This window comes from Neobacillus sp. PS3-34 (assembly GCF_030915465.1).
In the GTDB taxonomy this organism is placed as follows: domain Bacteria; phylum Bacillota; class Bacilli; order Bacillales; family Cytobacillaceae; genus Neobacillus_A.
Window position 1 is genome coordinate 396,489 of record NZ_CP133267.1, and the last position, 23,664, is coordinate 420,152.

Sequence of the window (23,664 nt, forward strand, 5' to 3'; positions counted from 1 at the left end):
CTCCATTTCTTTAAATGACTATGAAAAATAAAAATAGGCCAATGGACACTTTTCCCCTTTTCAAGTGCACAGCTTTAATACACCCATGTTCCTTATAATTGAAAATAAAGGTACATTGAGGTAAACAGACATACACAAATAAAATTTGGAGAAAAAGTATTCATTGGCCAACTTAACGCCTAGCAAGCTAATTGAGCTCTCTTTGCATTCTGTCTTCCAAGAAACCTTTTCAATTTATACGCATAATAAAAAGACCAGCGTATTTCAGGCTGCTTTATTACTATTGTTAAACACAGTAAAAAAGCCCCCCGATTAAGGCGGTCTTAAGACCTCCTTCGCTTTAGCCGACGAAGTTAGCTGACGGGTAGGATGGCGAAAGATATCTCTCATCCCTTCTGCTTATGCAGAATTAACCCCCTTTTTTTGGGTCCTCCGTTCTCAATTGCTTGAGATTGAGCCGATAATTAAATTGTCGTTCATGAACATTATTCTAATACCTTAAATTATAATTTGTAAACCCTATATTGATTGAAAATAAATATAATGCTTTTAATATTTAAAATTTCTTCGAATGCTTTTATTTATTGAGTAAAGATCAATATAGTTATTTTAAACATTTGTAAAGGTTTAAAAATTTCATTGACAAACATTAACAAAGCAAATATCATAAGGTCGTTAGATTTCATACAAGAGTAGCTGCGGAGGATTTATGGTTCTTTCAAAAAAGAAGCTGGAGGCTGACATAAGTGCGGCTTTTATAAAATTTCAGCGTGACCTTATTGGTAGAGGCCACAAGAAGCAAAAACCTACATTGTGATATGATCATTACCCGTTTTAAGGGGGTCCTTACGATAGAAGAAAAGCATTTGGTGAGCAAAAATCCCGGCAAAAAACTCGTTAAGCAAATGCGCACGCTGCTTAGAGAGCTTTACAGTGAAGAGCATGAAAGTATTGTTGAATTTATTTCTAAATGCAAGGTCCTTTCCTCTCACAGTGATATAAGTACAAAGACTGGTGAAAGAATCGAAGTGTTTATCGTCGATAAAGATTTAGAAAAATACATGGATAACAATTCATAAATATGGATTCTATTTATGTTTTTAATTTGTTATTAGTTATATATTTAACGAGACTTTAATAAAGGTAGGTTTATATGGGGGACTCTTCTTATAGATATGTTGTAAACGCGGTAGGGAAAAGTGGAGAAACGTACTTAACCCATTGTCAAAATAAACATGATTTGAAGAAATGGATAGCGGATCATGAACAATTCTTATTAATGAATGAATTAAAGATATTAGATAAGAACAAAAATTTTTTCACAAGATTATTTTCTTTAATCAAATAAACTTTTACAAATTCAAGGCAGCTTAGAATCAAGCTGGCTTTTTTTTATATCGAAAAAGAGATAATATAGACATTTATCATTTTCAGTTGGGACATAAAATACATTTTAAACAATTCTAATGGTAATTTATTTTCTACACTTTCTTAGTGGCCGTCAATAAGAATCCTTGTACCAATACATTTGAAGGGAGATGACAAAGGACATAGAAAGCACCTTTGACATTCGAACCATTTATTTCTTAATTTAATTACCAATCCTCTCATTTCCTGTTGCTGATTCGGCTATTTTTATTTACTATGATTTCATAAGAATAAAGTTTCAATTGAAACTTTATTCTTACTTTAGGGGAATAAGAAAAATCCGCCAGTAGGCAGCTGGATTTTGGGCACTTCCATCCGATCATTTTATAAGTCATGAAAAATCTTAGAAAGAAATCCTGCTTTTTTCAGGAGATGTTAGGATGTTAAACTCATTTTTTTTTATTTTGCATTTGATTTAAAAAACACTTTCATCAATGGAGGCGTAACAATCGTTGTCACGAGTACGACAATAACGATCACAGCGAACAATTCTTGGCTCAGTAACTTCGATTCTAAACCAATAGCGGCAATAATTAATGAAACTTCACCACGGGAAACCATTGCTGAACCAATCCCCAAGGAACTTTTCCAGGAGAATCCAGATGCCTTTGCACCAATAGATGAACCGATTAGTTTGGTAAGAATAGCCACAATACTTAATATCATAATTAGACCAATATTTTCCTTTATCCCTCCAAAATGAACGTTACTCCAATAGATGTAAAGAATACAGGAACGAAGATAGAATAACCGATGGTTTCAACCTTTTCAAAAACTTCCTGTTTGAAGTTAGTTAAACTAATGGCCACCCCTGCAATATACGCTCCGATAATTGCAGCTACACCTGTGTACTCTGCTAGGTAGGCATATATAAAACAGATAATTAAAGCAGAAGAAATAACTGTTTCCGATACCTTTAATATGGCGAATCTTTCCATAAATAAAGGAACTATTTTCCAGCCAGCAATTATGGCTCCTGCAAAAAATATAACTTTCTTCAAAATTACTGTGGTTAAATTGACATCTCCACCTGCAAAACTCATTAAAAATGCCAAAGCAACCACAACTACTACATCATCAATAACAGCTGCACCTAAAATGGTGGTTCCTTCGCGAGTCTTTAATTGACCCATTTCTTTCAGCGCTTGTACGGAGATACTTACACTTGTAGCAGAAAGCAATAATCCTAAAAACCAGGATTGTATGAAGGTGAGGTTTAACATCATCCCGGCAAAATAACCTAAAACAATTGGAACGATAATACCCCCAATACCTACAAAAGTGGATGCTTTTCCAGTTCGCTTAAATTCATCAATATCAGTTTCTAATCCTGCAATAAACATCAAAAATATTACACCAATCTGGCTGAATTCTGCTAAGGTTTTTGTTTCAGTAACCAACCCTAATACCAATGGCCCTAATACAATTCCAATAAGGAGCTTCCCAAGCACTGATGGCTGTCCCCATCTTACGCTTAAACTCCCCGCTATTTTTGATGCAATTAATATTATTGCTAGTTGAAGTATTAACACTTATACTCCCACCTTCCCCTCTTAATAGAATTTGTATTAAACATAAAAAAATACAAAAAAGCCTGTTCACAAAAAGGGCATAAATAGCCCTTGGTGACAGACTCCTCCAACAAAAAATAGTGTTTCAATTAATTTAGTAACCTTATTCCACTCTAATAATACGATTGAAAGTTCAAAAGGTTTCATTTAATTAAACTGCCTTAAGGGAATGGTCTCGAAGTTTTACACTCTTCCCCGTTAAAGGAAATTTATATATGTTTATTGTTTATTGTAAATAAATAGGAATAGAGAATTGAAAATGCCAAAATCAACACGTTACTCCTCATCATGATGGTTTATTGTTCAACCGTTATTTCCAACGGATCAAGTTTAGTCACCTATGTAATGGTGAATACATCAAAAATCAGAATAGAGCTAATTACTCATTAACACCAAAGGCAAACATTGTAATTTTCGTTAAGATTGTGCTTTTTCCCCAATTTAAAACAAGGCTTTCCATTAGGAACAAGCAGCTGTTTTTTTCAATAAAATGGAACTAGCTAAACTAGTACGATTTTTTGGAGGTTTCAACAAAAGGAGCGGGCAGAAATGGGGACCATTAACGGAAAAGATTTTATTGATCGTTTAGATGAGATGGAAAATGAAATTTGGTATGACGGTAAAAAAATTAAGGAAAAAATTTCTGAACATCCTGCCTTTAAAGGGATTTTTAAGTCTAAGGCTTTTCTTTATGATTTACAAAATGATTCTTTTCAAAAAGAAGAAATGACTTTCTTTTTACCAAAAAAGAATCTATTGGACTTTCCTATTTGCAGCCAAAAACAAAAGAGGATTTAAAGAGAAGGAGAAAGATGATGGAACACTGGGCGAGATGTACCCATGGAATGATGGGAAGAAGCCCTGACTATATGAACACGGCTATTATGAGCTTTGCATCTTCTGCCTCCCTATTAAAAGATAGAGAAAAATGTTTTCCTGAAAATATACAATCCCTATATGAAAGGGCGATGGAACAAGACCTCTCGTTTACACATACATTTATTACTCCCCAGGTGAATCGTTCCCAGTCCTATTTGGGATATACGAAGCAGCCTATCTCAGCTAAGGTTATTGATAGAAATGAAAAAGGAATCATCATAAAAGGTGCCCGCCTGCTCGCTACTCAAGGCGGTTAATTTGAAGGACAGGAGGACAGGATTACTGCCCCCCTGTCTTTTATTTATTTTGACTTTTTTGGGCTTTTAATGCTATTTTTTCAAGTCCATTTCCCGCAAATTCTACATCTGTTTTTGGTAGAGCTTTTTTATTATTTTTAAATTGGTTATTCTTATTTTTAGCCATTATTTCACCACCCTTGTAGTTTGATTTACACCAAGGGTGCCAACTATATAAAATATACATTTACATATTATTTTCGTTATCGGCACCCACGATTTTAGTTTGCTTTCTTTTATGTAGGCTATGCTATTTGAATTTCTTCTTTAACTCCCCTTCCCGATAGGACAATAAAAAAAGCTGCCTCAATGACAGCTTCGATCCTAAAAAAACAATCCAATTTTGGATTTTATTATTTAGTTGGGTTTTTAAATGAAATGTTAAAAGTGGTTCCGTGATTCTGTTCGCTTTTAACATTAATAGTTCCTTTATGATTCTGGATGATTTTATAGCTGACCATCAGCCCTAAGCCATTTCCATCTTGTTTTGTCGTAAAAAAAGGCTCTCCCAATTTTTTCACTTGTTCCTCGCCCATTCCGACACCGTTATCCTCGATAGTAATTAAAATATTATCGTCATTCTTTTCAATGGAAACATAAATTTTCCCGCCAAAAGGCAGCGCCTCCATGGAATTTTTTATTATATTTAAAAACACCTGTTTTAACTGATTTTTTTCTCCGGAAACCACGACTTCCTCTGAAGGAAACTCGGATTCAATGATTACATTTTTCAGCAGTGCTTCCGGCTCAAGAAATTTAATCACACTGCCAAGTATAGTTTTTAGATTACAATCACTAAAGTAAATCGTATGTGGTTTAGCGAATACCATGAATTCACTAACAATAAAATTGATTCGTTCTATTTCATCAATGATCGTATTGGCGTAATATTGACCATTTCCGCTTTCAGTCAAAAGCTGTACAAATCCGCGTATCGTTGTTAATGGATTTCTTATTTCATGTGCAATGCCAGCTGCCAGCTCCCCAATCATGGATAGCTTCTCGGTTTTACGCAGTATTTCTTCCGTTTCCTTCTTTTCTGTAATATCATACTGGAAAGAAATATGCCGATAATGCTCTCCATTTAAATCAACAAACGGTACAATGATTGTATCCAGCCAATATTTTGTGCCATCCTTGGCTTGATTAAGGATTTCCCCTTTCCAAACCTCGCCCTTCTCAAGGGTCTCCCACAATTTATTAAAAAAAGAAGGCGGATGAAAGTTGGAACTTAATATTTCATGTTTTTCCCCTATTAGTTCTTCCCTTGTATATTTATATAAATTGCAAAACCTGTCATTAACATAAGTAATCCTATCGTCTCGATCGCTAGTTGAAAAGATTGTCGCTTCATTCAGGGCTTTTTGTAAATCTGCCAGCTCTCTAAGCGTAATTTGTAAATCCTCATTCGACTCATCCAGTGCAAATTTGGTGAATGACAACTCCTCATTGTATCGATTCAGTAAAGTTTTTGAAATATGCTGGTACATGTATTCAAGTATTTTCATAGCATCAAAAAAGGTATCTACGGAAATCCTTTTTTCTCGAAATTCTCGTTCCAGCACGTCCAAAATAGAGCAACGGGTTAGATAAATAAAATTGATAGACTGATCAAGTGGCGCCATGGAATTGATTAATTTCATGCCAAATTCATCTACAAAGGCAAGTAGTTTATTTTTATTCTTATCATCCTGGCTAATAAAAAAATCTCCTAAATGAATAAACAAGTTTACCTCTGAAAGCTGAAGAGAACCCAGTTGGTTAACTAAAAGGGTGTACAAATTTTTTTCGCCGAATGGTGTCTTCAAGGTTTTGAAAACGCCGCTACTTAATTCTTTTATCTTCCTACCAATATACTCAATTTGATAGCTCATTTCATCCCTCATAAAAAATAATATTATCTAACCCCTATAGTTAGACAAAACCACTAAATTTCCCTTTTTTTTCACGGAATTTCGTATTAATTTTTACAATGGATATAGAAAACAGGATAGCTAAACATAAAGAAAACCCGCCGATTGGCGAGCCATTTTTGGCGAAGACAGAGGTGTAGTTGCCCTTATACTTTCTTATTAGCTAAAAAACCCGCTCAATAAATGAGCAGGTTAATGGTGCAAGTGAAGTTAATCATATAGTTAACCAATTTCCTCTAAAATTATCTTTAACACACGGAACCGTTATATTTATGTACTGAAGTACAATGTGTTAAAAGGAATTTTACATCTTTTGCAAAATTCCATTAAAATCGCATTTTAGGCTAAAGGTTAAGCTTTTTGCACATTTGTAGCTTGAGGACCACGTTGGCCTTGCTCAACCTCAAAAGTAACTTCTTCGCCTTCTTCTAGCGATTTATAACCCTCACTTTGAATAGCAGAAAAATGTACAAATACATCATCTCCGCCTTCTCGTTCAATGAATCCAAATCCTTTTTCACTGTTGAACCATTTTACCTTGCCACGTTCCATTAATGTTGCCTCCTAAAATTTGAAAATTAAACAATTGATGTGGTGTTGCGTAATTATTTTACCCGGGTTCACCCATTTTTAATCCATTTATTTTGAAAAAAATAAATTTAGAAGAGATAAGTCTTTACATGAAAAACAAAATGAAGCAGGACAATATTCCTGATGTTATGAAGCACAATTACTCGGGGATTCTTTTTTTCTCAACAATTAAAAAATGGAAAGGAAAGCGATTTGTAACATTTTTGCCGATTGACAAGGGGTTATTTTGTACAATTAAAGACGGAGAAGTAGAGAAAACTGTAATCTTAATGTTCACAGCTAAGAGTCATTTCGATCGTTCTAAACTTGGAAGCCGATGTTCAACATATCTTTTGCTTGTAATTCTGTGATTCCTTGGATTACCCCTATTTCGCCGATCAGAATTTTTCTGGCATTATCCAACATTTGTTTTTCACTTGAATTAAGTGCTTTTCCGCTTTGGATCCTCGTTAAATCACGTACAACCTCAGCACCTTCTTGGAATTTACCTGATTTCATTTTATCTGAGTTAATCTTAAACCTCTGTTTCCAAGATAATGACGTATCAGATTCTCCATAATGGAATATGTCCAATACCTTTTCCATTGAAAGCTTATCAGCAACTGAACGTATGTGTGAATTGGTAATATTTTTAATCGGGATGGATACTTTCAAATTATTCATAGGAATTTTTATTATAAAATACTTCTGGGTTTGTCCCTGTATTTCTTTTTCTTCAATTCCTTCAATTACCCCAGTACCGTGCATTGGATAAATAATGTTATCGCCGATTTCAAACAATAAATCCACCTCCGTGTATTATATTTACATTATAACATAATCATAATTTTTTATCAAATTTATTATTTTATCATTTTTAATAAATGCGCGTCAATAGATTTTAACTAATTTATTCACTTTTTTTCAAAAAAATCTCCATTATATATTTTTATTTTCTTCAATCTCAATCAAAGAAGGATTCCACTGGGAATTAGATGCCTGTTTTGAACTCCAAAGGTTTCCTAATAGCCTTGGAACCATTTGATTTGAAGGTAAAACGTTATGTTCTTGATGGTAAACAAATAATTGCAAATAAAGGAATGCCGTATTGTGCAAGTGAATGTGATTAAAATAATATCGATTTTCGGTAACCGTCGCGAAAGATCGCGTTTCAGCTCCAGCGATGTACCTGGTCTCCTGGCTTTTATAAAGATTTCTTATAAAATGGATATTACTAACAACCTGAGGATCGTCCTCTCCATCTACATTCGCTAACCTTGCTTGCTGCTCCCAAGTGAATTGAGACATAGAATCAATACATACACTGGAATGCCCATACGCCTTATCAAATCCGTTCTCTTTTACTGTCAGTTTTTCTTTTTCAAGTAAATCCACTAATGAAAGTTGAGTTTTAGAATCTACATATGCAGGCCGAAAATATTGTCTGGCCCATTTCAAATCGGTTAATTGATTTCCAAAGAAAAAAGTCATGAAGTACCAGTTGTCAAGATCGTCCTTTATGAAAAAATTTTCACCATCATCTTTAACAAACTTCGTCATCCTCGAGGGATCATCAAACATATAGGGTTCTGTTGGAATGACTTTAAGACTATTAACAAAGGTTGGTTCTTCAATTGGAACCGCAACATGAATATAAAATAGTGGCATGGAAACCTCCTGGATTTTAGCTCATCAAATAATATTGATCACTTAGTATAGAAAGAGAACAAAACCAAGGACAGTTTTGCCTACCTCCGTTAAAATTATATCCTTTACATTTATCAATCAAACTTTTCCAAAAAACATCTCAAGCGTGTAAAACAAGAAAAAGACACGCCACAAGCTACAGGCGTATCGAGAGGTTTATGCATTTTTTTCCATGTTGGGGAACAACCGGTATAAAAATGCAGTAAAAAAGGATGCACAATCCGCATCCTTTTTGCTAATCCTATTTTTCAAATCCAGCGGTGAATGAAACCGACCCGTCTGTGTTTTCTTTAATATTTTTCACAATAATCCCCGTGTAATTAGCTGAATCCCCGCCTCCATTGGAGAAATAGTAGGAACCAGAATTAGGTGTGGAACTCGGGCTGAATACCTGTCCTGTTTTGAACAAATCTCCTGCGTCGCCTCGGTTATTATTTTTTTCCAAATCCCATCGATTGTCAGCTTGAAGTACCGCCACCCCATAGTGAGTCTCACCAGTCTCTGGATCGGCATTTACTTGTTGCTTGCGGGATTGGAATGAGTTTTGGGCTTCATTTGGGCGCCAGAAATTGCGGGACAGGACGTTTTCATCAACATGGAAAATCGCGAGACCATGGCTTCCATAACGGGAAAGCCCCATATCAAAGGTTCCCTTTGCCTGCTGGCGGTTTTCGATAAGGAAATATTCACTTCCATTTGATCCTGGAACGACTAGCTTCACTACACCTTTTGAAGTGGCGGCAGGCTTCAGAGTAAAGGGTTGTTGGCCTGATGTAAGAGTAGTCGGCTGTTCCAGGCCTAAGAAAATCTTCGACCATGCATCAAAGTGAACTGGTGAATTCCCGGAATAGGCTTCAGCATTGGGATAACGTGTCCAGCTTCCACCAGCCATGATTGTGTACGCACCCATCGCCTCCGAGTCGTACCCATAATCATATAAATCCGGCAAGCCTAGAACATGCCCAAACTCATGCGCGTAAACTCCAACCTGAGGAGGGTAAGGGCCATCCACGGCACCTAGATATCCTGTCAGGTCTCCTCCAACCTCTGGTTCAATCGCGTAGCTGTTAACTTTGACTCCATCGACTGTAATCTTATGTGCTTCGTAGTCCCAGGTAGTTGGTTCAACACCTGATTGCGCATATTCATTATAATAAGCGGCATCACTTACTTCCCACTTATGTGACCAGATAATGCTCGGATCCAGGTTCCATTCTGCTCCAGTTCCCGGATGAATCAGGAATACATTCGGTACTTCGCCATTTACAGCATATTGAGAAAAATCAACTTGTGCATCGGCAGTCTTAACAGCATCCTGCACCAGCAAGGCCATCGTATAATCACCATAATCGTTCGAAACTACTCCATATGTTTGCCCAATTGCATAATAGCTATATGGATGTGGCATTTTCACTTCAACAACTTGACCGCTAACCTTTACATTTCCATAAGATGCCTCTGAATAATAATTTTTTAGAGTCCGGTTGATCGGTGCCAATTCACCGTTGAATGTTCCATATTTTTTGAATTGATCCATGGTATAAGGATTATATTGCGTGCCAAACAGCAAGTCATTCAACTGCGTTAATGGCATGTGATCATAAGCTACTTTTGAAGGTACTTCATCAGGGAATTTCAGTGAAAGCGCAATGACTTTTTGTTCTGCCGAAATTGGTTGTGGTGCAATTGTTTGTTGCAGATTAGCATCATGAGGCCCTTTAACAAGTGTGCGGGTTGATGTGTTGCCGGATCCAGCCCTTTACTTTTTGCTGCTGCTACAACTTCTTCCGGAAGCCCCACACCTTCATAAGACACCTGATGAGCCTGAAAAGAAGCTTGCGCTTTGTTCGCACGAACATCTGAAACAGAATTGAAAGCAGATGTTGATAAAACTAAAGCAGTTGCTACCCCGCCAAACAGGGTAATTTTCCATCCCTTTTTCACATTCCCAACCCCTTTTGAAATAAAATCGGTAACTCTATTAAATATTAATACAGATTATTCTAAAAATACTAATAATTCATATTGGAATGTAGCAAATCAGTAAATTAGTACCAGTATTGCTGAATCCAAAATTGGATAACGCAATTTTTTTAATATAATTGACGCACTCCCAAAGGATCAATGAACAAAAGGCAGCCATGGTTGGCTGCCTTCCGTAAATGTTTACTTCTATTAATTTGTGGATGGCTTGACGTTCCTAGATCTAAATCTCAAACTCCCACTCATCCTTGAGGATTAAATAAAGGATTAGGAGCTTGTCTTCTAGATCACGATCATCCTTTCCATCCGTTTCGAGACCGATTTTGGAAAACAGGATTTCCGCTATCTGCTTCGTTAGTTGATTTTTTTCCGCTGTAGGCAGTTGGCTGAAACGCCCGGCATACGTACTAATCAGCTTCCAATCTTTCTTCGCGAATGATTTTAGCGACCATTCATCTATCTGTAAATGATCCTTGGTTAGGCCTCTGCTTTGGATTTCTTTTTCAAGCGGGGAAAGCTTCTTTTTCCCCTTTGCTTTTCGTTCATGCACAACGATTGTACCTGCGACAAGGTCGCCGAGCCTCTTATGCTTTGGATGGAAAAACACCATAATCATTCCTAGAAAATAACCGACAGGCAGGGAGTCGATGATGCGGATGAAATTCCGGATAAAGCTCGATAGAAGAGTGATGCTGTGTCCGTTTTCCTGGATCACCCTAATCCCTAAGAGTCTCTTGCCAATCGTTCTTCCGCCTGAAAAAAATTCAAACGCAAAAAAGTAGCCCCAATTAATAATAAAGAGTGCGATGACGGTAATAGCCAGTGGCATTGAATTTTCGTCTAAGAAAAAGGGGAATTCCGAAATCCCTTTCATAACGAAAAACATAACAACAAGGCTCAGGATATTAACGGTCCATAATAGTAGCTGGTCAATGATGAAAGCTGTTGCCCTGCTGCCCAGGCCTGCCAGCTGAAACTGGATGGATACGTATTCCGGTGTTTTAATATCCATTTGTTCTTGATTCATAAGGGTTCCCCCATCTGGTGATTGAATTTTTCTATTAATGTTTCTATTTATCTGGAAAATTACTATAATTAAGGAGATAGTGTTAGCAAAAGTGTTTAACAATAAAATTCGCTAATAATTATCTCTAAGCCAAAACAAGAAGGTGCAAAATGGATGTAAAACAATTCATAAAGAAACACCGTGATGAGTGGAAGCAGCTGGAGGAATTGGTTACTCTGCTTAGCAAATCCAAACGCTCAATCACGGGCAATAATATAAATCAATTCAATCGGCTTTACCAAAAGGCAGCCCAGAATCTCTCTTATTGCCAGACTTACTTTCCAAATGACGAAGTTACTCTGTACTTAAACGGGCTTGTTTCAAAATCACATAATCTAATGTATAAAGACCAGGTTTCCAGCTTTAAACAAATCCGTTATTTTTTCAGCACAAAATTTGTCGGCCTCTTGGTTGAGCAATGGAAGTTTGTTATTGCAGCGATGATTTTGACTTTATTGGGCGCTGTCGGAGCCTTTTTCTCGGTTGTCAATAACCCACTGCATATCTATTCTATACTTCCGCCGGAAATCGCCCAGGGAGTCGATCCCCACCACCTCGGAAAAGCCCATGGTTCTGTCGATTCTCCGATGATGTCTGCTTCAATCATGACGAATAACATCAAGGTAGCAATCCTGGCATTTGCAGGAGGCATTACCTTCGGGCTCCTTACCGTCTATTTGCTCATCTTTAACGGCATTATTCTTGGAGCCCTTGCCGCCCTTTTTTGGCATTATGGAAAATCATATGATTTTTGGGCATTCATCGTTCCCCATGGAATGATCGAGCTTACGGCGATCTTTATCGCCGGCGGTGCTGGGCTTTTAATGGGCTATAAGCTTTTCGCACCGGGAAAATTTTCACGGGGCTATCAGCTTAAATACCAGGCGAGACGCTCTGTACAGCTCCTGCTTGGGACAATCCCCCTGTTCGTGATTGCCGGATTAATCGAAGGCTTCATCACGCCGGCTGACATCCCATTGGAAGTAAAGTATATAGTTGCACTTCTAACCGTCATCGGTTTAATTCTTTATATCATTATTGGCAGTATGAGATTCTCAAGGATTCCTACTACAGCAGATTCTGATTCATAATCTCGATATAATAGGAAACGGCTGTTACCGCCAATTTTTCCTCACGTGCCTCAATCATAACCAGGCCCTGGGATTCCCACTTTGTTTTTTCGCGTTTTTTAAATAACATTTGCTGCTGTGCAATACTTTTCAGCATCGCCGACTGAACATCAGTCGGCTCTTCTTTTATACTCCTCAGAAGTGTTTGATCCTCGATTCCTACCATGAAAAATAAATGCCTTTGTCTTAGCCTCTTTAAATAAGCCAAAGCATTTTCTTCATGGAGAAAGGAACGCACTTCACTGAATAATAACAAAAGGCTCCGTTTCTTTTGGACCATTTCCAAATAACGAAGGACTGCTGCATAGTTGGATTCAGCTGCATCCACCTTCAGATTATAAATGGCTTGGAGGATGGTCTGCAAATGGGCCATCCCTTTGGCTGGAGGCACAAATACTTGAATCTCCCTGGAAAAAGCCAGCACAGAAACATAGTCTCCTTTTTGAAGAGCAGCTGCAGTAACCGTCATCGCAGCTTCGAGCACCTTTTCAAGACGGTTCCCCTTTGACAATTCTGCCCCCATCATCCTGCCGCAATCAATCAGAATCGTAATATATTTACCATGCTCAGGCTCATAATCGTTGGTCATGACTTCCTGCAGCTTGGCCGTTTGGCGCCAGTTGATCTTTCTTGGATCATCCCCTACCACATAGCTTCTGATTTTTGCAAAATCGCCAACGCCACTCCGATGTTTTCTGATTTTCAGGCCTTCGTGGACCAAATATTTTTGCGCATTCTCTAAATACTGCTTTGTCTCTGTTAAATCCGGAATGACTTTGACCGAATCAGCCATTCCAACTGTTGTTTGTTTTTCCCAAAGACCCAGCGTACTTTTGTACCGAAAAAATAGCTTGTTTATATCATATTCCCCTCTAACTAAAGCAACCGTCTCATATAAAATCGCTGCTGTGGATCGCTCTTCGATCGCCCCGGTGACTGGAAAAGGCGCATCAAATGACTGTGGCGTTCCATCCATCAGCCGATAAACAGTAGCATGCCTTGAGCTATTGTTCACTTCAAGCTTCACCGTATAGGCAATGCCTCTTTCCATTTCAGCCGAAATGGTCCGCTTAAAGGAAAGCTCACTTTTCCTTGGCGAGAAGAGCAAATCCGCCAAACTCACCAATAGAACAGCCACATCAACGGTTATAACAAATCCCCATGGTATACCAAAGATTGTCCCTATCAGTAAGACAAGAGAAAGCAGGAGGAAAATCAACATCAGCCGTTTCGTTGGCAGTATCCCTCTATCTTGGAACAGGAACCGAGCCCACAAGTTCTTCAATGATTTGGTCAACGGTCGCTCCCTCCAATTCTACATGCGGGGATAACTGAATGCGGTGCCTTAAAGCTGGTTTGGCCACCATTTTGATATCATCCGGTGTAACATAATTCCGTCCGGCAAGGTAGGCCCATGATTGTGCCGCTTTTCCGATGGAGATCCCTGCCCTAGTACTTGCACCAAAACGGATGGATTCCGAGTTCCGTGTTTTTCTTACGATTTGCATCAGATAATCCAAAACATTGTCCCCTAGTGTAACTTGCCCGATCTCTTTTTTAATTGCAGCAAAGGTCTCCAAATCCAGAAATGCTGAAACCGGGCTTTCGCTTAAACGATCTTCAATTACCTGCTTTAAGACATTTTTTTCTTCTTCAAATGAAGGGAATTCAATTTGAAGCTTAAATAGGAAACGGTCCTGCTGTGCTTCTGGCAATGGATATGTACCTTCAAATTCAATCGGATTTTGTGTGGCGACAACAAAAAACACCTCCGAAAGCGGATAGGTTTTCCCCTGGATGGTCACTTGCTTTTCTTCCATTGCCTCTAGAAGAGCGGCTGTGTTTTTGCTGGTGTCCTGTTTATTTCATCTGCCAAAAGGATATTTGTGAAGATAGGTCCTTTAAGTGTTTGAAAGGTCCCTTCCTTCATGTTGTAAATCATGCTTCCCGTGATATCACTTGGAAGCAGGTCAGGAGTAAACTGAATCCGTTTAAAATCTCCGCCCAACAGGTCTGCAAGTGTCCTTACCATTTTCGTTTTTCCTGTTCCTGGCACACCTTCAAGAAGGACATGGCCTCCTGCTAAAACAGCTGCCAAAAGGAGCCTGAGATTCAGGCTTTGACCCAAAATAAGTTCCTCATATTTATTTAAAAAAGATGATAATTCTGTCCTCATCCTTCGTCCACCTCTTTCCTTAATCGATCCAGTTTTCTCGACCATAACAAGAATTCCTGCTTCGTTAGTTTTTCTTTGCCAAGCACAGTGATTAAACCGTCAAGAAATGCACGTATTTCCTTCTGCGGCATTTTAAGCCCCTTCCGTTCCAAAAAGCCCGAAACGTTTTGCCACTCTGTTCCGTATGGTATGCCCCATCGCTCTTGAAGGAGTAGCTTTACATAGTCGGACTGGATCAATAATGAATCATGATAGCGTTTGCCGCGGAGATACCAGGCAGCCATGGCACGAAGCCCTTCATCGCTGAAACGGACCGTCTCTTCCCTTGGAATAAAAATAGGGCCAAAGCGCTTTCCGTTGTACCATAGCCAGAGAATCACCAATAATAACCCTTGCAGCACCATCAATAGAAACCACTGTGGATATACCGTCAACATTGTTGGAGCATTCTGTTCTCCATGCATGTACTCGTCAAATAAAATCGACTCTGTTTTCCCTTCTTTTAAAAGTGCCAAAATGAGCGGTAAATGATCGTCTTTCAGAATCGTCCCGTTCGCCATCCATTCCGGTGCTACTGACGCAATTAATTGCCCTTTGCCGATTGGCCTTTTAAGCGAAATTACACCATTATTATCATGGAACAATACTATATCTCCCTTTTGAGGGACCAGCCTTTTAGAGGAATGGACATCCGCAAAAAACATTTTAGAATTCCGATCATATACCCTTTCAGAAGTTTCGCCTTTTTTAACCGTATCCGCTTTAAGGTCAAACATCTTGTCCGGATTTTCTTTCAATAGCAAAATCGTGTTACCGGCTTCCATAAAATCGACATATGCCTTCATTTCCTTCTTTTCAGGAAGAAATGATGGTTCTGCCATTACAAGCAATTTTTTATTCCTGCTTTTTGAAAGTAAATCAGGGGTGTGTGTCCACTTCGAAACATCCGTTTCCTTGTCCAAATATGTATAAATTGCCTTTAAACCCGTGGGCGAAGGAGAAGAAGTGACATAGTCCGGATAATACTGTACTTTTGGCGAATAAGCGAAATAGCTAATGATAATGAAAAGTGTCAGCAGGACGGCAAACCATATCCAGGCTTGCTTGGTTGATCGCTGTGTTTTCAATTGCGGTCCGCCCTCCTTTCACCCTGAGGCTGAATTGGTTCATTTTCCTCGAACCATTCCATCGCCGCAGACCGGAACTGAAGGTATTCATCTCTTTGTACCTTCCTCTCCCCATATGTAACTTCATCAAAAAAAGAAGCGAGGAGATAAAACCTGTCTGCATATTGCTGATTTACCTTTCGGAGTTCATCATAGTACTCCCAATTTGTTTTCCATATCCTCGCTGTAAGCCATTCCTTTTCATCAAAGTATAGAAGCAGCGCCAAAAACAGGTGGCGGGTGGAGAGTGTATACTCCCCAGCACCTTCCTGGTTGTCCGCTTCCGTTAAATGCCTCTGATAGGACCAATTCATTTCTTCCCTGGATTTTAGCGGTTTCTGGTTCCGCAGCAGTCGATTCCTTTTCCTATTGCGGATAATAAGAAATGCTGCCAGCGAAAGACCGATGATTACCACTGCAATCGCGATAATCATTATGGGTACAGCAGCGCTACCAGCCGGCTCGAAGGAAGGAAACCATTTTTCCAAATGGTCTGCCAGCCATTTCTGCGCTTTATCCCACCAGATTTCAAATATGCTTTTACCACCTTTATGGTAGACTGTATATTCTTTTTTGCTTAAAATATTTTCAAGCTCTTCCCGCGCATTTTTGCTATTAAGCATAATCATCACCTAACTGAAATAGGTTATTCATTTATTAGAGTCGGAGTTTCGTAATCCTCAATCATCGCTTTCAAGTCATCTGCATCATGCCTTGTTTTCAGATCAAGGTACATAACCCCATATCCTACTGAGAAAAACAGGGTCGTAAATAAGCTTACTATATTTGAAATGATGGATAATAATACGCTGTTACCTAAAACAGGCAGAAATGACGTTTGGACGCCAAAACTAAAAATGGAGATAATTAAGTAAAATACAATAAACATCCCCATCATCTTCCAGGTGCGTTTTTTAGTAAGCCTCCAGCTCCTTGTCAGTCCAGGGGAGTTTTTATCAAGTACAACAGAGCCAAAGTAAAAGCTCCACTTGGTTAATAAAAGCCCGATACCAATCGCAAAACCAAAAAATAGAATAATAGCTAAAACGATGCCAAAAATAGGGTTTATAACCGAGGCAATCCCTCCTGAAAAAGCAATGGCAAGTATCGGAATAACAATCATCCCAATAGCAATCAAGGCAAATAACAGCGTACTTCCAAGCATCGGCCAAAACCGTGAAAATGCTTGTTTGATAAGAGAACGGACAGTATATTCCTCATTTTTACGAATATGGTCGACCGCAAACAAAATCGCGGCTTCAGCAACGGGATACAAAATAAAACCGAGCAGACCCGTTACTACAAGTCCAATGTCTGCGCTAATATTTCCTGCATCGAATGATCCTGTGTTTTGATAACCTGAAAGAAGTTTTTCATACCAACTGCCGCCACTCCCCATCTGTCTGAAAAAATTCATCCCGGAAGCTAGCTGGACAATCGCTTCAAGCAAATAAACCGGCCCCATTAAGATTAAAAAAATCATGAAAAAGTCCTTAAAATGGCTCTTAGTTAAACTGAAGGTATGATCCAGAATTTCACCAAATCTCTTTGGCTTTATAAACTTTGCATCCAAATTGCAATCCCCCTAAATATACATTTTTAATATGACCTATTTTAACATTATTCTTATATCCATAGAGTGAAAATGTGTAAAAAAAAGTAAGTGGAAACTTCCTCCTGCTGTAGATCCAAATGCCTGTTACATCTCGGAATTTGTCAGGATTTGTCGACTTGAAAGGCAGAATATTAGAATCATTTTGTGCCAATAAGGTCATACTGGAAATAAAAAGGAAAATAGCATGGTAGGATTAATTATTTCAATCATAGTTTTTATCTTTGTTGCTTTTAAAACGAATAAACGGCTGACCAAGAATCAAATTGTCCACATTTGGAGTTTTTGTTTTGGTTTTCAGCAATGCTTTGATGTGTTCATTAACTTTAAATATCACGGATACTGGTATTTCAGCCATCAAATTGACTGGGCCTGCTCCCTTACCTTCTTTTAACTCCAGCTGCTGCAGTGACTTTCTTGAGCCACTACCCCTTAATGGCAAGTCTGAAGAAACGTATAACATATGTGATTTTTTGGACTTTAGGGATCGTGCTTTATGAATGGATAGCCTTACTACCTGAACCATGGGGATTTTTCAATTATGGCTGGTGGACAGTCTGGCATGCAGCAATCATCGATCCCCTTCTCTTTTTTATCTTAATAAAGTACTATCGGTGGATTTGCAAGCTGGAGCGAGAAGCTGTTGAGGTGTGAGACTGTTTTTGGGAGGCAGACGCAGCTCCTTTGTTCAGGAATCATATTTTTCTAAGAAGGTTATATTAAATACGAGCAATTTACGATTGCTCAATCCTTCGTCGGGAGTGATGTATCATGGCAAGAAACAAACTTTTGGTTCCTGGTGCAGACAACGCTCTGAATCAGATGAAAGAAGAAATCGCCAGCGAGTTTGGAGTTCAACTTGGTGCTGATACGACCGCACGAGCCAACGGTTCAGTCGGAGGCGAAATGACAAAACGCCTTGTCGCCTATGCTGAACAATCTTTACGAAATCAGCAGGGCCGATAAACTGCGGTTTCGTAAAAAAGGGTGTCCCAAATTTTGGGCACCCTTTTGAGGTGCAAACATTGCAAATCACATCACATTTTTTGTCACTAATATCAATGGAATTCTCTGAGTAAATAACATCAATAACCGCAAAGAAGGGATAGCTTAATCGCTATCCCTTCATCTTAATTTCACTAACTAATCCCGTTGGTTGAAGAAAATTGTTGAATGTTTTTATTAAGTGTTTTCGTCGCTTTTGTACTCCAAAATATCACCTGGTTGACAATCCAAAGTCTTACATATCGCTTCTAATGTTGAAAAACGAACCGCTTTTGCTTTCCCATTTTTCAGAATGGAAAGATTCGCCATCGTAATCCCAACCCTCCCCGAAAGCTCCGTTACGCTCATTTTTCGTTTTGCTAACATCACATCAATATTTATAATAATTGACATATCCTCCACCTCAGACCGTTAAATCATTTTCTGTTTTTATGTTAATCGCTTCTTGTAAAAGTTTTTGGAGAACAGCAGCAAAAACGGCGATCACCATAGAGGCGAAAATAATGACCAATCCGATTGGTATGAAACTTGGAGGGTCAACTCTTTTCGCCATAAGATAGTAGAGTGGCATACCTAGCAGGTACAAGGTACTAATCGTGATGGCACAGTATTTTATATTCTTTAAAGCCTTTACCGATAATTCCGAGAACGCTTGGTTCTTATCAATATAGCTTAAAAGTTTAAAAGCTTGATACAGAGCAAAGTAAAAGGGTATCGCTGCCGCGTACATATCGATTAAAACGAGAGATTTCATATAAGCAATATCTGGATACAATTCTCCAGCAAAATTCCCGATCTTAGGCACCAAAAATATGCACAATGCAAGAACTGGGATTCCTATAAAAATAACAGCTAGCTTTAAAAAGAGTGTCGTAACTTGTTTCATAAAAAGCACCTCGTTAAGTAAATTTTACCGAAACGTTAATCATTTTTTGGTTTTAATTCAAGGATGTTATTAATGGCTTTTGAAGTGCGTCCACAATGGCTGTGATGATACTTGTTGCTAAAATACCCATTAGACATAATGATATAGGACCTGCTGCATCATCACCTGTTACTTTAGCAAGCACCTTTAAGCTTACTATTCCTAACAAAATGAGGAAAATGACTGTAAAAGCACATTTCTTTATAATCTTCAAAGATTTAAGGGATAATTCAGAGAAAGCATTGTTCTTTTCGATGTAGGTTAATAGTTTATATGCTTGATACAACGCAACAGAAAACGCAATACAGAATCCGTATGCACATACTAAAAAGGGGATTAGGAAGTAAGCCGTATCTGGATGTACTCTTGCATCTCTAACGGATATCTCAGGCAACCAGATACACAAAGCAAGCACTGCAATTCCAGCCAGAAAAATAATTATCTTTAAAAAAGTGGTTGAACCTCGTTTAACATTCATTTAAAACACCTCACTTATTTAATGACAACATGATTTTATCATATTATTTATTGTTTTACGATAAATTCATATTGTTTTTTATTATATTATTATTGTTATTGAAATATCCTTTTAATTTCAACAAAAATAAAAAGCATTTCTCATTAGAGAAATAGTATGCGAATTCTTGCTTGAATTTAAAGAAAAATACCAAAGAGTGCAGTAATACCAAGGAAATAAAAAACGTGAATTCATGTGTGAATTCACGCTAAAAATGTATTGTGGAATTAAAACTTTGCACCTCAAAAGGGAACCCGTTACAAATTTGGGACACCATTTTTTCTATAAAGGGCGGAGAGTGAAAATGTCCATTATAGGGCCTCCTTCGGACAAAAACTCTCTTGTAGAGTGCCGAACTGTCCGATAAAAGACGTCTATTGGACATTACCTCTCTTGTAGGATGGCCAACTGTCCAATAAAAGCACTCTATTAGACATTACCTCTCTTGTAGAGTGCCGAACTGTCCAATAAAAGACGTCTATTGGACATTACCTCTCTTGTAGGATGGCCAACTGTCCAATAAAAGACGTCTATTGGACATTACCTCTCATGTAGGATGGCCAACTGTCCAATAAAAGCACTCTATTGGACATTACCTCTCTTGTAGGATGGCCAACTGTCCAATAAAAGACGTCTATTGGACATTACCTCTCTTGTAGGATGGCCAACTGTCCAATAAAAGCACTCTATTAGACAAAACCTCTCTTGTAGATTGGCCAACTGTCCAATAAAAGCACTCTATTAGACAAAACCTCCAAGGTGAAGCGGAAAATTGTCTTTCATAAGTCCTATGAATGCCAAAAAATCCACCCGAATACGGAAAATGTTGTTCATCAACCCAATGAAGACCAAAACACTCAACCTGAACACGGAAAATGTTCTTCATCAACCATATGAAGGACAAAACACTACACCTGAACACGGAAAATGTTCTTCATCAACCCTATGAAAGACAAAACACTCAACCTGAACACGGAAAATGTGCTTCATAGCTTTTTGAAAAGTCACTCTGAATAAATATCTACATTCTCAACAAACTATACTTCTTCCACAGTCGCAATGTAAGGCAGATTTCGATACATTTGCGCGTAGTCAATGCCATAGCCCACAATGAATTCATCCGGGATGACAAAGCCAACATAGTCCACAGGAAGGTCCACCCTTCTTCTTTCAGGCTTATCTAAAAGCGTACATAGTTTAATTTGTTTCGGCTTATGTGTTTTCAAATGGTCCCGGAGGAAATGGAGAGTTAATCCGCTATCGATAATATCTTCGACCACTACGACATTTTGGTTTGTAATATTAGCATCAAGATCCTTTAAAAGTCTTACTTTTCCAGTTGATTCGGTTTCATCCCCATAGCTTGAAACCGAGATGAAATCGACTTTAATATCACCCTTCAGCTCACGAATCAAATCCGCCGCGAAAACAAAAGACCCTTTAAGGACAACGATTAAAATAATAGGTTCATCGTTAAAATCCCTTTCTATTTCCTCTGCCAGTTTAATCACTCTTTGTTTAATTTCCGCTTCTGAAATCATTTCGCCTTTAATTTTAAATGCCATGTTTACGCCCTCTTTCTAGTTTCTTCTATATAACAATCATCTTCTATCCTAAAGTAGAATATACAAACAAACCATTAAAAAGGTTAACTGCAAAGAAAAGAAATCTCAATGTTTAAAGTTTCTTCTAGCTTAGTGAGAAATTGGTCAAAAGGAATAATCATCTATCCTTTTCCACAAAATGAAAGAGAATCCTTTTGGGTCTAATAAAAAAAGCAGGTGGTTCTCATTGAGTGAAGTTATTCCTTGGCTAAAAAATGAATGGAAAAGCATCCTTAAAAATCGAAAAATGATGGCTGCCATCATTGTGATATTATTTATTCCTTCCTTGTATAGTGGTACTTATTTGTGGGCCAACTGGGATCCTTACGCACATTTAGAGCGATTGCCTGTGGCTGTCGTGAATGATGATGTCAATGTCCCATACAATGGCGAAATGTACCATATTGGAAGTGACTTCGTGGATGAATTAATGCACGACAAAAGCTTTAAATGGAAATTTGTAAATAAGGAGGAAGCAGATAAAGGACTAAAAAATAATCAATACTATTTCGAGATTTATATCCCTTCTGATTTTTCAAAACGAGCTACAACTTTAACGAATCTTCATCCCACTCCGCTTGAGTTATATTACAAGGTTAATGTGGGCAGCAATTTCATAGCCTCACAAATTGGAAGAACCGCAGTAGATAAAATCAGGACAAAGCTATCTCAAAGTATAAGCAAAAATTATTCTGAAGTTGTTTTTGATGAGCTTCTTTCTGTAGGAAAAGGACTAAAAAAAGCAAGCGATGGATCAGAAAAAATATCTGCAGGCTTAGGAAAACTTTCTATGGAAACACAGAAATTAATTGTTGGAATGCAGCAGCAAAAAGGGCCGTTGAATCAATTTTCAAGCGGAGCCAATCAATTAAGCCGTTCGGCCGTCGGCATTGGGAAATGGAGCTTCTCAAATACATACTGGCATGTCAGAAGTGAGTTCAGGCTTTAATACAGTAGGTAATACATTTGATCGATTAAATAACGGCTTCAATCAGTTCACCTCGGATTTTGTACCTCTTCCAAATGAATCCGTGAAGTTACAACAAACTATTACAGACTTTCAAAACAATCATCCCGAACTGGCCAAAGATGCTACCTTCCAACATTTCGTCCAAAAAGCACAAAGCATTAATGGCGGGTTGGATAAATTTAATTCTGGTTTAACAGATTTCAGCCAAAACCTAAGTAAAACAACAGCTGGTTCAAAAAAGCTAATAGAAGGAACAAATTCAATAACCACTAAACTGGAGGAACTTTCCACAGGAGCATCGAAATTAGCTGATGCGCAACAACAACTTGCCAATGGTGCAAATAACGTTAATAAAGGCTGGAGCAAAGTCATTAGCAGCTTAATTTCTATTAAAAGCGGAGAAGATAAGCTCAAAATGGGGAGTAAGAAATTAACAAACCAATTAAAAAACGGGGCGAAACAAATACAGAGTATTCATGCAGGACAGCCCATTTATGAAATGATGTCCAACCCTGTTCGGTTGAAGGAGCAATTAGTACATAGTGTTCCTAACTACGGAACTGGCTTAGCTCCCTACTTCCTTTCTCTTAGTTTATTTGTTGGGGCATTGTTACTTTCGACTATTTTTCCTATAAGAGAGACAAATAAAAGAGCACCTTCCGGAATGGCTTGGTTTCTCTCAAAATTTATCTTTTTGTCTGCCATTTCAATATTCCATAGTGTAATAACTAATTTGATACTTATTTATGTAATCGGCTTAGACCCTGCAAATAAAGCTTATCTCTACCTATTTGCTTTTGTTACAAGTTTAACCTTTATGTCGATTATCTTATTTTTAGTGACTACCGCTAATAATGCCGGCAGATTTTTAGCGATCATTTTACTGGTTCTACAATTAACTTCCAGTGCAGGCACCTTCCCGATTGAATTAACACCAGGTTTTCTTCAAAGGATTCACTCGTTGATGCCCATGACCTATACTGTACAAGGATTCCGCAGCATTATTTCAACTGCAGATTATCATTTACTTCGACAGGATGTTTTAGTTTTGATTGTTTATTTAATTTTATCGATGTTATTAACTCTTTTAGTGATGAGGCATTTGTTAAAAAAACAAACAAGTTCAGGATAGATAAATAAAAGAAA

General features: G+C 38.0%; 20 protein-coding genes, 5 pseudogenes and 1 riboswitch. Of the genes and pseudogenes, 6 read left to right on the forward strand and 19 right to left on the reverse strand.

Features of this window, described 5'->3' with window-relative positions; translation table 11 throughout:
* Nucleotides 1-327: 327 nt before the first annotated feature.
* A riboswitch (cyclic di-AMP (ydaO/yuaA leader) is annotated at nt 328-469 on the reverse strand.
* A gap of 240 nt (nt 470-709) precedes the next feature.
* Nucleotides 710-1,079 (forward strand): annotated as a pseudogene (locus RCG23_RS02145) (DUF2294 domain-containing protein).
* Nucleotides 1,080-1,827: 748 nt separating this feature from the next.
* Here the strand turns inward: RCG23_RS02145 and RCG23_RS02150 are convergent.
* Nucleotides 1,828-2,960 (reverse strand): annotated as a pseudogene (locus tag RCG23_RS02150) (cation:proton antiporter).
* Between the two features lie 588 nt (nt 2,961-3,548).
* On the opposite strand from RCG23_RS02150, the pseudogene RCG23_RS02155 reads away from it, so the two are divergent.
* A pseudogene (locus RCG23_RS02155) lies at nt 3,549-4,132 on the forward strand (4-hydroxyphenylacetate 3-hydroxylase N-terminal domain-containing protein); the annotation flags it as partial.
* A 43-nt stretch (nt 4,133-4,175) separates the two neighbouring features.
* On the opposite strand, the gene RCG23_RS02160 reads toward RCG23_RS02155, so the two are convergent.
* The 8 genes from RCG23_RS02160 to RCG23_RS02195 all read right to left on the reverse strand — a co-directional run bounded on the left by RCG23_RS02160 (nt 4,176) and on the right by RCG23_RS02195 (nt 11,374).
* Nucleotides 4,176-4,301 carry a hypothetical protein gene (locus tag RCG23_RS02160; protein ID WP_308178385.1) on the reverse strand — a complete coding sequence of 42 codons (126 nt, stop codon included), beginning with the start codon at nt 4,299-4,301 and terminating at the stop codon, nt 4,176-4,178.
* Between the two features lie 226 nt (nt 4,302-4,527).
* Nucleotides 4,528-6,048 carry an ATP-binding protein gene (locus RCG23_RS02165; RefSeq protein ID WP_308178386.1) on the reverse strand — a complete coding sequence of 507 codons (1,521 nt, stop codon included), beginning with the start codon at nt 6,046-6,048 and terminating at the stop codon, nt 4,528-4,530.
* A gap of 390 nt (nt 6,049-6,438) precedes the next feature.
* Nucleotides 6,439-6,639: a cold-shock protein gene (locus RCG23_RS02170; protein WP_308178387.1), complete on the reverse strand. Its 201-nt coding sequence runs from the start codon at nt 6,637-6,639 to the stop codon at nt 6,439-6,441.
* Nucleotides 6,640-6,978: 339 nt separating this feature from the next.
* Complete coding sequence (locus RCG23_RS02175) at nt 6,979-7,458, reverse strand: CarD family transcriptional regulator (RefSeq protein ID WP_308178388.1); 480 nt, start codon at nt 7,456-7,458, stop codon at nt 6,979-6,981.
* Between the two features lie 138 nt (nt 7,459-7,596).
* Nucleotides 7,597-8,325, reverse strand: coding sequence for a hypothetical protein (locus RCG23_RS02180; RefSeq protein ID WP_308178389.1), 729 nt, complete (start codon nt 8,323-8,325; stop codon nt 7,597-7,599).
* Nucleotides 8,326-8,605: 280 nt separating this feature from the next.
* Nucleotides 8,606-10,063 carry a M6 family metalloprotease domain-containing protein gene (locus tag RCG23_RS02185; RefSeq protein ID WP_308179947.1) on the reverse strand — a complete coding sequence of 486 codons (1,458 nt, stop codon included), beginning with the start codon at nt 10,061-10,063 and terminating at the stop codon, nt 8,606-8,608.
* Complete coding sequence (locus RCG23_RS02190; protein ID WP_308178390.1) at nt 10,000-10,308, reverse strand: hypothetical protein; 309 nt, start codon at nt 10,306-10,308, stop codon at nt 10,000-10,002. The genes RCG23_RS02185 and RCG23_RS02190 overlap by 64 nt, the downstream gene beginning before the upstream one ends.
* Nucleotides 10,309-10,570: 262 nt before the next feature.
* Complete coding sequence (locus RCG23_RS02195; RefSeq protein WP_308178391.1) at nt 10,571-11,374, reverse strand: RDD family protein; 804 nt, start codon at nt 11,372-11,374, stop codon at nt 10,571-10,573.
* Nucleotides 11,375-11,523: 149 nt separating this feature from the next.
* Here RCG23_RS02195 and RCG23_RS02200 point away from each other — a divergent pair, with 149 nt between their 5' ends.
* Complete coding sequence (locus RCG23_RS02200; protein ID WP_308178392.1) at nt 11,524-12,504, forward strand: stage II sporulation protein M; 981 nt, start codon at nt 11,524-11,526, stop codon at nt 12,502-12,504.
* Here the strand turns inward: RCG23_RS02200 and RCG23_RS02205 are convergent.
* The 6 genes and pseudogenes from RCG23_RS02205 to RCG23_RS02230 form a co-directional block, all read right to left on the reverse strand.
* On the reverse strand, nt 12,482-13,840 hold the full coding sequence (locus RCG23_RS02205) for a DUF58 domain-containing protein (protein WP_308178393.1): 1,359 nt from the start codon (nt 13,838-13,840) through the stop codon (nt 12,482-12,484). The genes RCG23_RS02200 and RCG23_RS02205 overlap by 23 nt on opposite strands.
* Nucleotides 13,791-14,719, reverse strand: a pseudogene (locus RCG23_RS02210) (AAA family ATPase). Before RCG23_RS02210 ends, RCG23_RS02205 begins: the two are co-directional and overlap by 50 nt.
* The gene (locus tag RCG23_RS02215) at nt 14,716-15,846 is read right to left on the reverse strand and encodes a DUF4350 domain-containing protein (protein WP_308178394.1); all 1,131 of its coding nucleotides are present in this window, start codon (nt 15,844-15,846) and stop codon (nt 14,716-14,718) included. Before RCG23_RS02215 ends, RCG23_RS02210 begins: the two are co-directional and overlap by 4 nt.
* Nucleotides 15,843-16,508: a DUF4129 domain-containing protein gene (locus RCG23_RS02220; RefSeq protein ID WP_308178395.1), complete on the reverse strand. Its 666-nt coding sequence runs from the start codon at nt 16,506-16,508 to the stop codon at nt 15,843-15,845. The genes RCG23_RS02215 and RCG23_RS02220 overlap by 4 nt, the downstream gene beginning before the upstream one ends.
* A 23-nt stretch (nt 16,509-16,531) precedes the next feature.
* Nucleotides 16,532-17,458, reverse strand: coding sequence for a DUF7847 domain-containing protein (locus tag RCG23_RS02225; protein ID WP_308178396.1), 927 nt, complete (start codon nt 17,456-17,458; stop codon nt 16,532-16,534).
* A gap of 244 nt (nt 17,459-17,702) precedes the next feature.
* On the reverse strand, nt 17,703-17,960 hold the full coding sequence (locus RCG23_RS02230) for a hypothetical protein (RefSeq protein WP_308178397.1): 258 nt from the start codon (nt 17,958-17,960) through the stop codon (nt 17,703-17,705).
* Nucleotides 17,961-18,268: 308 nt separating this feature from the next.
* Here RCG23_RS02230 and RCG23_RS02235 point away from each other — a divergent pair, with 308 nt between their 5' ends.
* The gene (locus RCG23_RS02235) at nt 18,269-18,463 is read left to right on the forward strand and encodes an alpha/beta-type small acid-soluble spore protein (protein WP_308178398.1); all 195 of its coding nucleotides are present in this window, start codon (nt 18,269-18,271) and stop codon (nt 18,461-18,463) included.
* Nucleotides 18,464-18,679: 216 nt separating this feature from the next.
* Here the strand turns inward: RCG23_RS02235 and RCG23_RS02240 are convergent, their stop codons facing one another.
* The 4 genes and pseudogenes from RCG23_RS02240 to hpt all read right to left on the reverse strand — a co-directional run bounded on the left by RCG23_RS02240 (nt 18,680) and on the right by hpt (nt 21,509).
* On the reverse strand, nt 18,680-18,904 hold the full coding sequence (locus tag RCG23_RS02240; protein ID WP_308178399.1) for a helix-turn-helix domain-containing protein: 225 nt from the start codon (nt 18,902-18,904) through the stop codon (nt 18,680-18,682).
* Between the two features lies 1 nt (nt 18,905).
* The gene (locus RCG23_RS02245; RefSeq protein WP_308178400.1) at nt 18,906-19,388 is read right to left on the reverse strand and encodes a DUF2975 domain-containing protein; all 483 of its coding nucleotides are present in this window, start codon (nt 19,386-19,388) and stop codon (nt 18,906-18,908) included.
* A gap of 35 nt (nt 19,389-19,423) precedes the next feature.
* A pseudogene (locus RCG23_RS02250) lies at nt 19,424-19,905 on the reverse strand (DUF2975 domain-containing protein).
* 1,076 nt (nt 19,906-20,981) lie between these two features.
* Nucleotides 20,982-21,509: a hypoxanthine phosphoribosyltransferase gene (gene hpt, locus RCG23_RS02255; RefSeq protein WP_308178402.1), complete on the reverse strand. Its 528-nt coding sequence runs from the start codon at nt 21,507-21,509 to the stop codon at nt 20,982-20,984.
* Between the two features lie 226 nt (nt 21,510-21,735).
* Here hpt and RCG23_RS02260 point away from each other — a divergent pair, with 226 nt between their 5' ends.
* Nucleotides 21,736-22,497 (forward strand): YhgE/Pip domain-containing protein, encoded by a 762-nt coding sequence (locus tag RCG23_RS02260; RefSeq protein ID WP_308178403.1) that lies wholly within the window; start codon nt 21,736-21,738, stop codon nt 22,495-22,497.
* Nucleotides 22,481-23,650: a YhgE/Pip family protein gene (locus RCG23_RS02265; protein WP_308178404.1), complete on the forward strand. Its 1,170-nt coding sequence runs from the start codon at nt 22,481-22,483 to the stop codon at nt 23,648-23,650. The genes RCG23_RS02260 and RCG23_RS02265 overlap by 17 nt, the downstream gene beginning before the upstream one ends.
* The last annotated feature ends 14 nt before the right edge of the window (nt 23,651-23,664 follow it).

What these genes read in the sequence shown, in the direction of transcription:
- RCG23_RS02180 (WP_308178389.1), bottom strand. Translation starts at nt 8,325, where the DNA reads ATGCCACTATTTTATATTCATGTTGCGGTTCCAATTGAAGAACCAACC.
- RCG23_RS02220 (WP_308178395.1), bottom strand. Translation starts at nt 16,508, where the DNA reads ATGCTTAATAGCAAAAATGCGCGGGAAGAGCTTGAAAATATTTTAAGC.
- RCG23_RS02195 (WP_308178391.1), bottom strand. Translation starts at nt 11,374, where the DNA reads ATGAATCAAGAACAAATGGATATTAAAACACCGGAATACGTATCCATC.
- hpt (WP_308178402.1), bottom strand. Translation starts at nt 21,509, where the DNA reads ATGGCATTTAAAATTAAAGGCGAAATGATTTCAGAAGCGGAAATTAAA.
- RCG23_RS02235 (WP_308178398.1), top strand. Translation starts at nt 18,269, where the DNA reads ATGGCAAGAAACAAACTTTTGGTTCCTGGTGCAGACAACGCTCTGAAT.
- RCG23_RS02245 (WP_308178400.1), bottom strand. Translation starts at nt 19,388, where the DNA reads ATGAAACAAGTTACGACACTCTTTTTAAAGCTAGCTGTTATTTTTATA.
- RCG23_RS02160 (WP_308178385.1), bottom strand. Translation starts at nt 4,301, where the DNA reads ATGGCTAAAAATAAGAATAACCAATTTAAAAATAATAAAAAAGCTCTA.
- RCG23_RS02170 (WP_308178387.1), bottom strand. Translation starts at nt 6,639, where the DNA reads ATGGAACGTGGCAAGGTAAAATGGTTCAACAGTGAAAAAGGATTTGGA.
- RCG23_RS02165 (WP_308178386.1), bottom strand. Translation starts at nt 6,048, where the DNA reads ATGAGCTATCAAATTGAGTATATTGGTAGGAAGATAAAAGAATTAAGT.
- RCG23_RS02230 (WP_308178397.1), bottom strand. Translation starts at nt 17,960, where the DNA reads ATGTTATACGTTTCTTCAGACTTGCCATTAAGGGGTAGTGGCTCAAGA.
- RCG23_RS02200 (WP_308178392.1), top strand. Translation starts at nt 11,524, where the DNA reads ATGGATGTAAAACAATTCATAAAGAAACACCGTGATGAGTGGAAGCAG.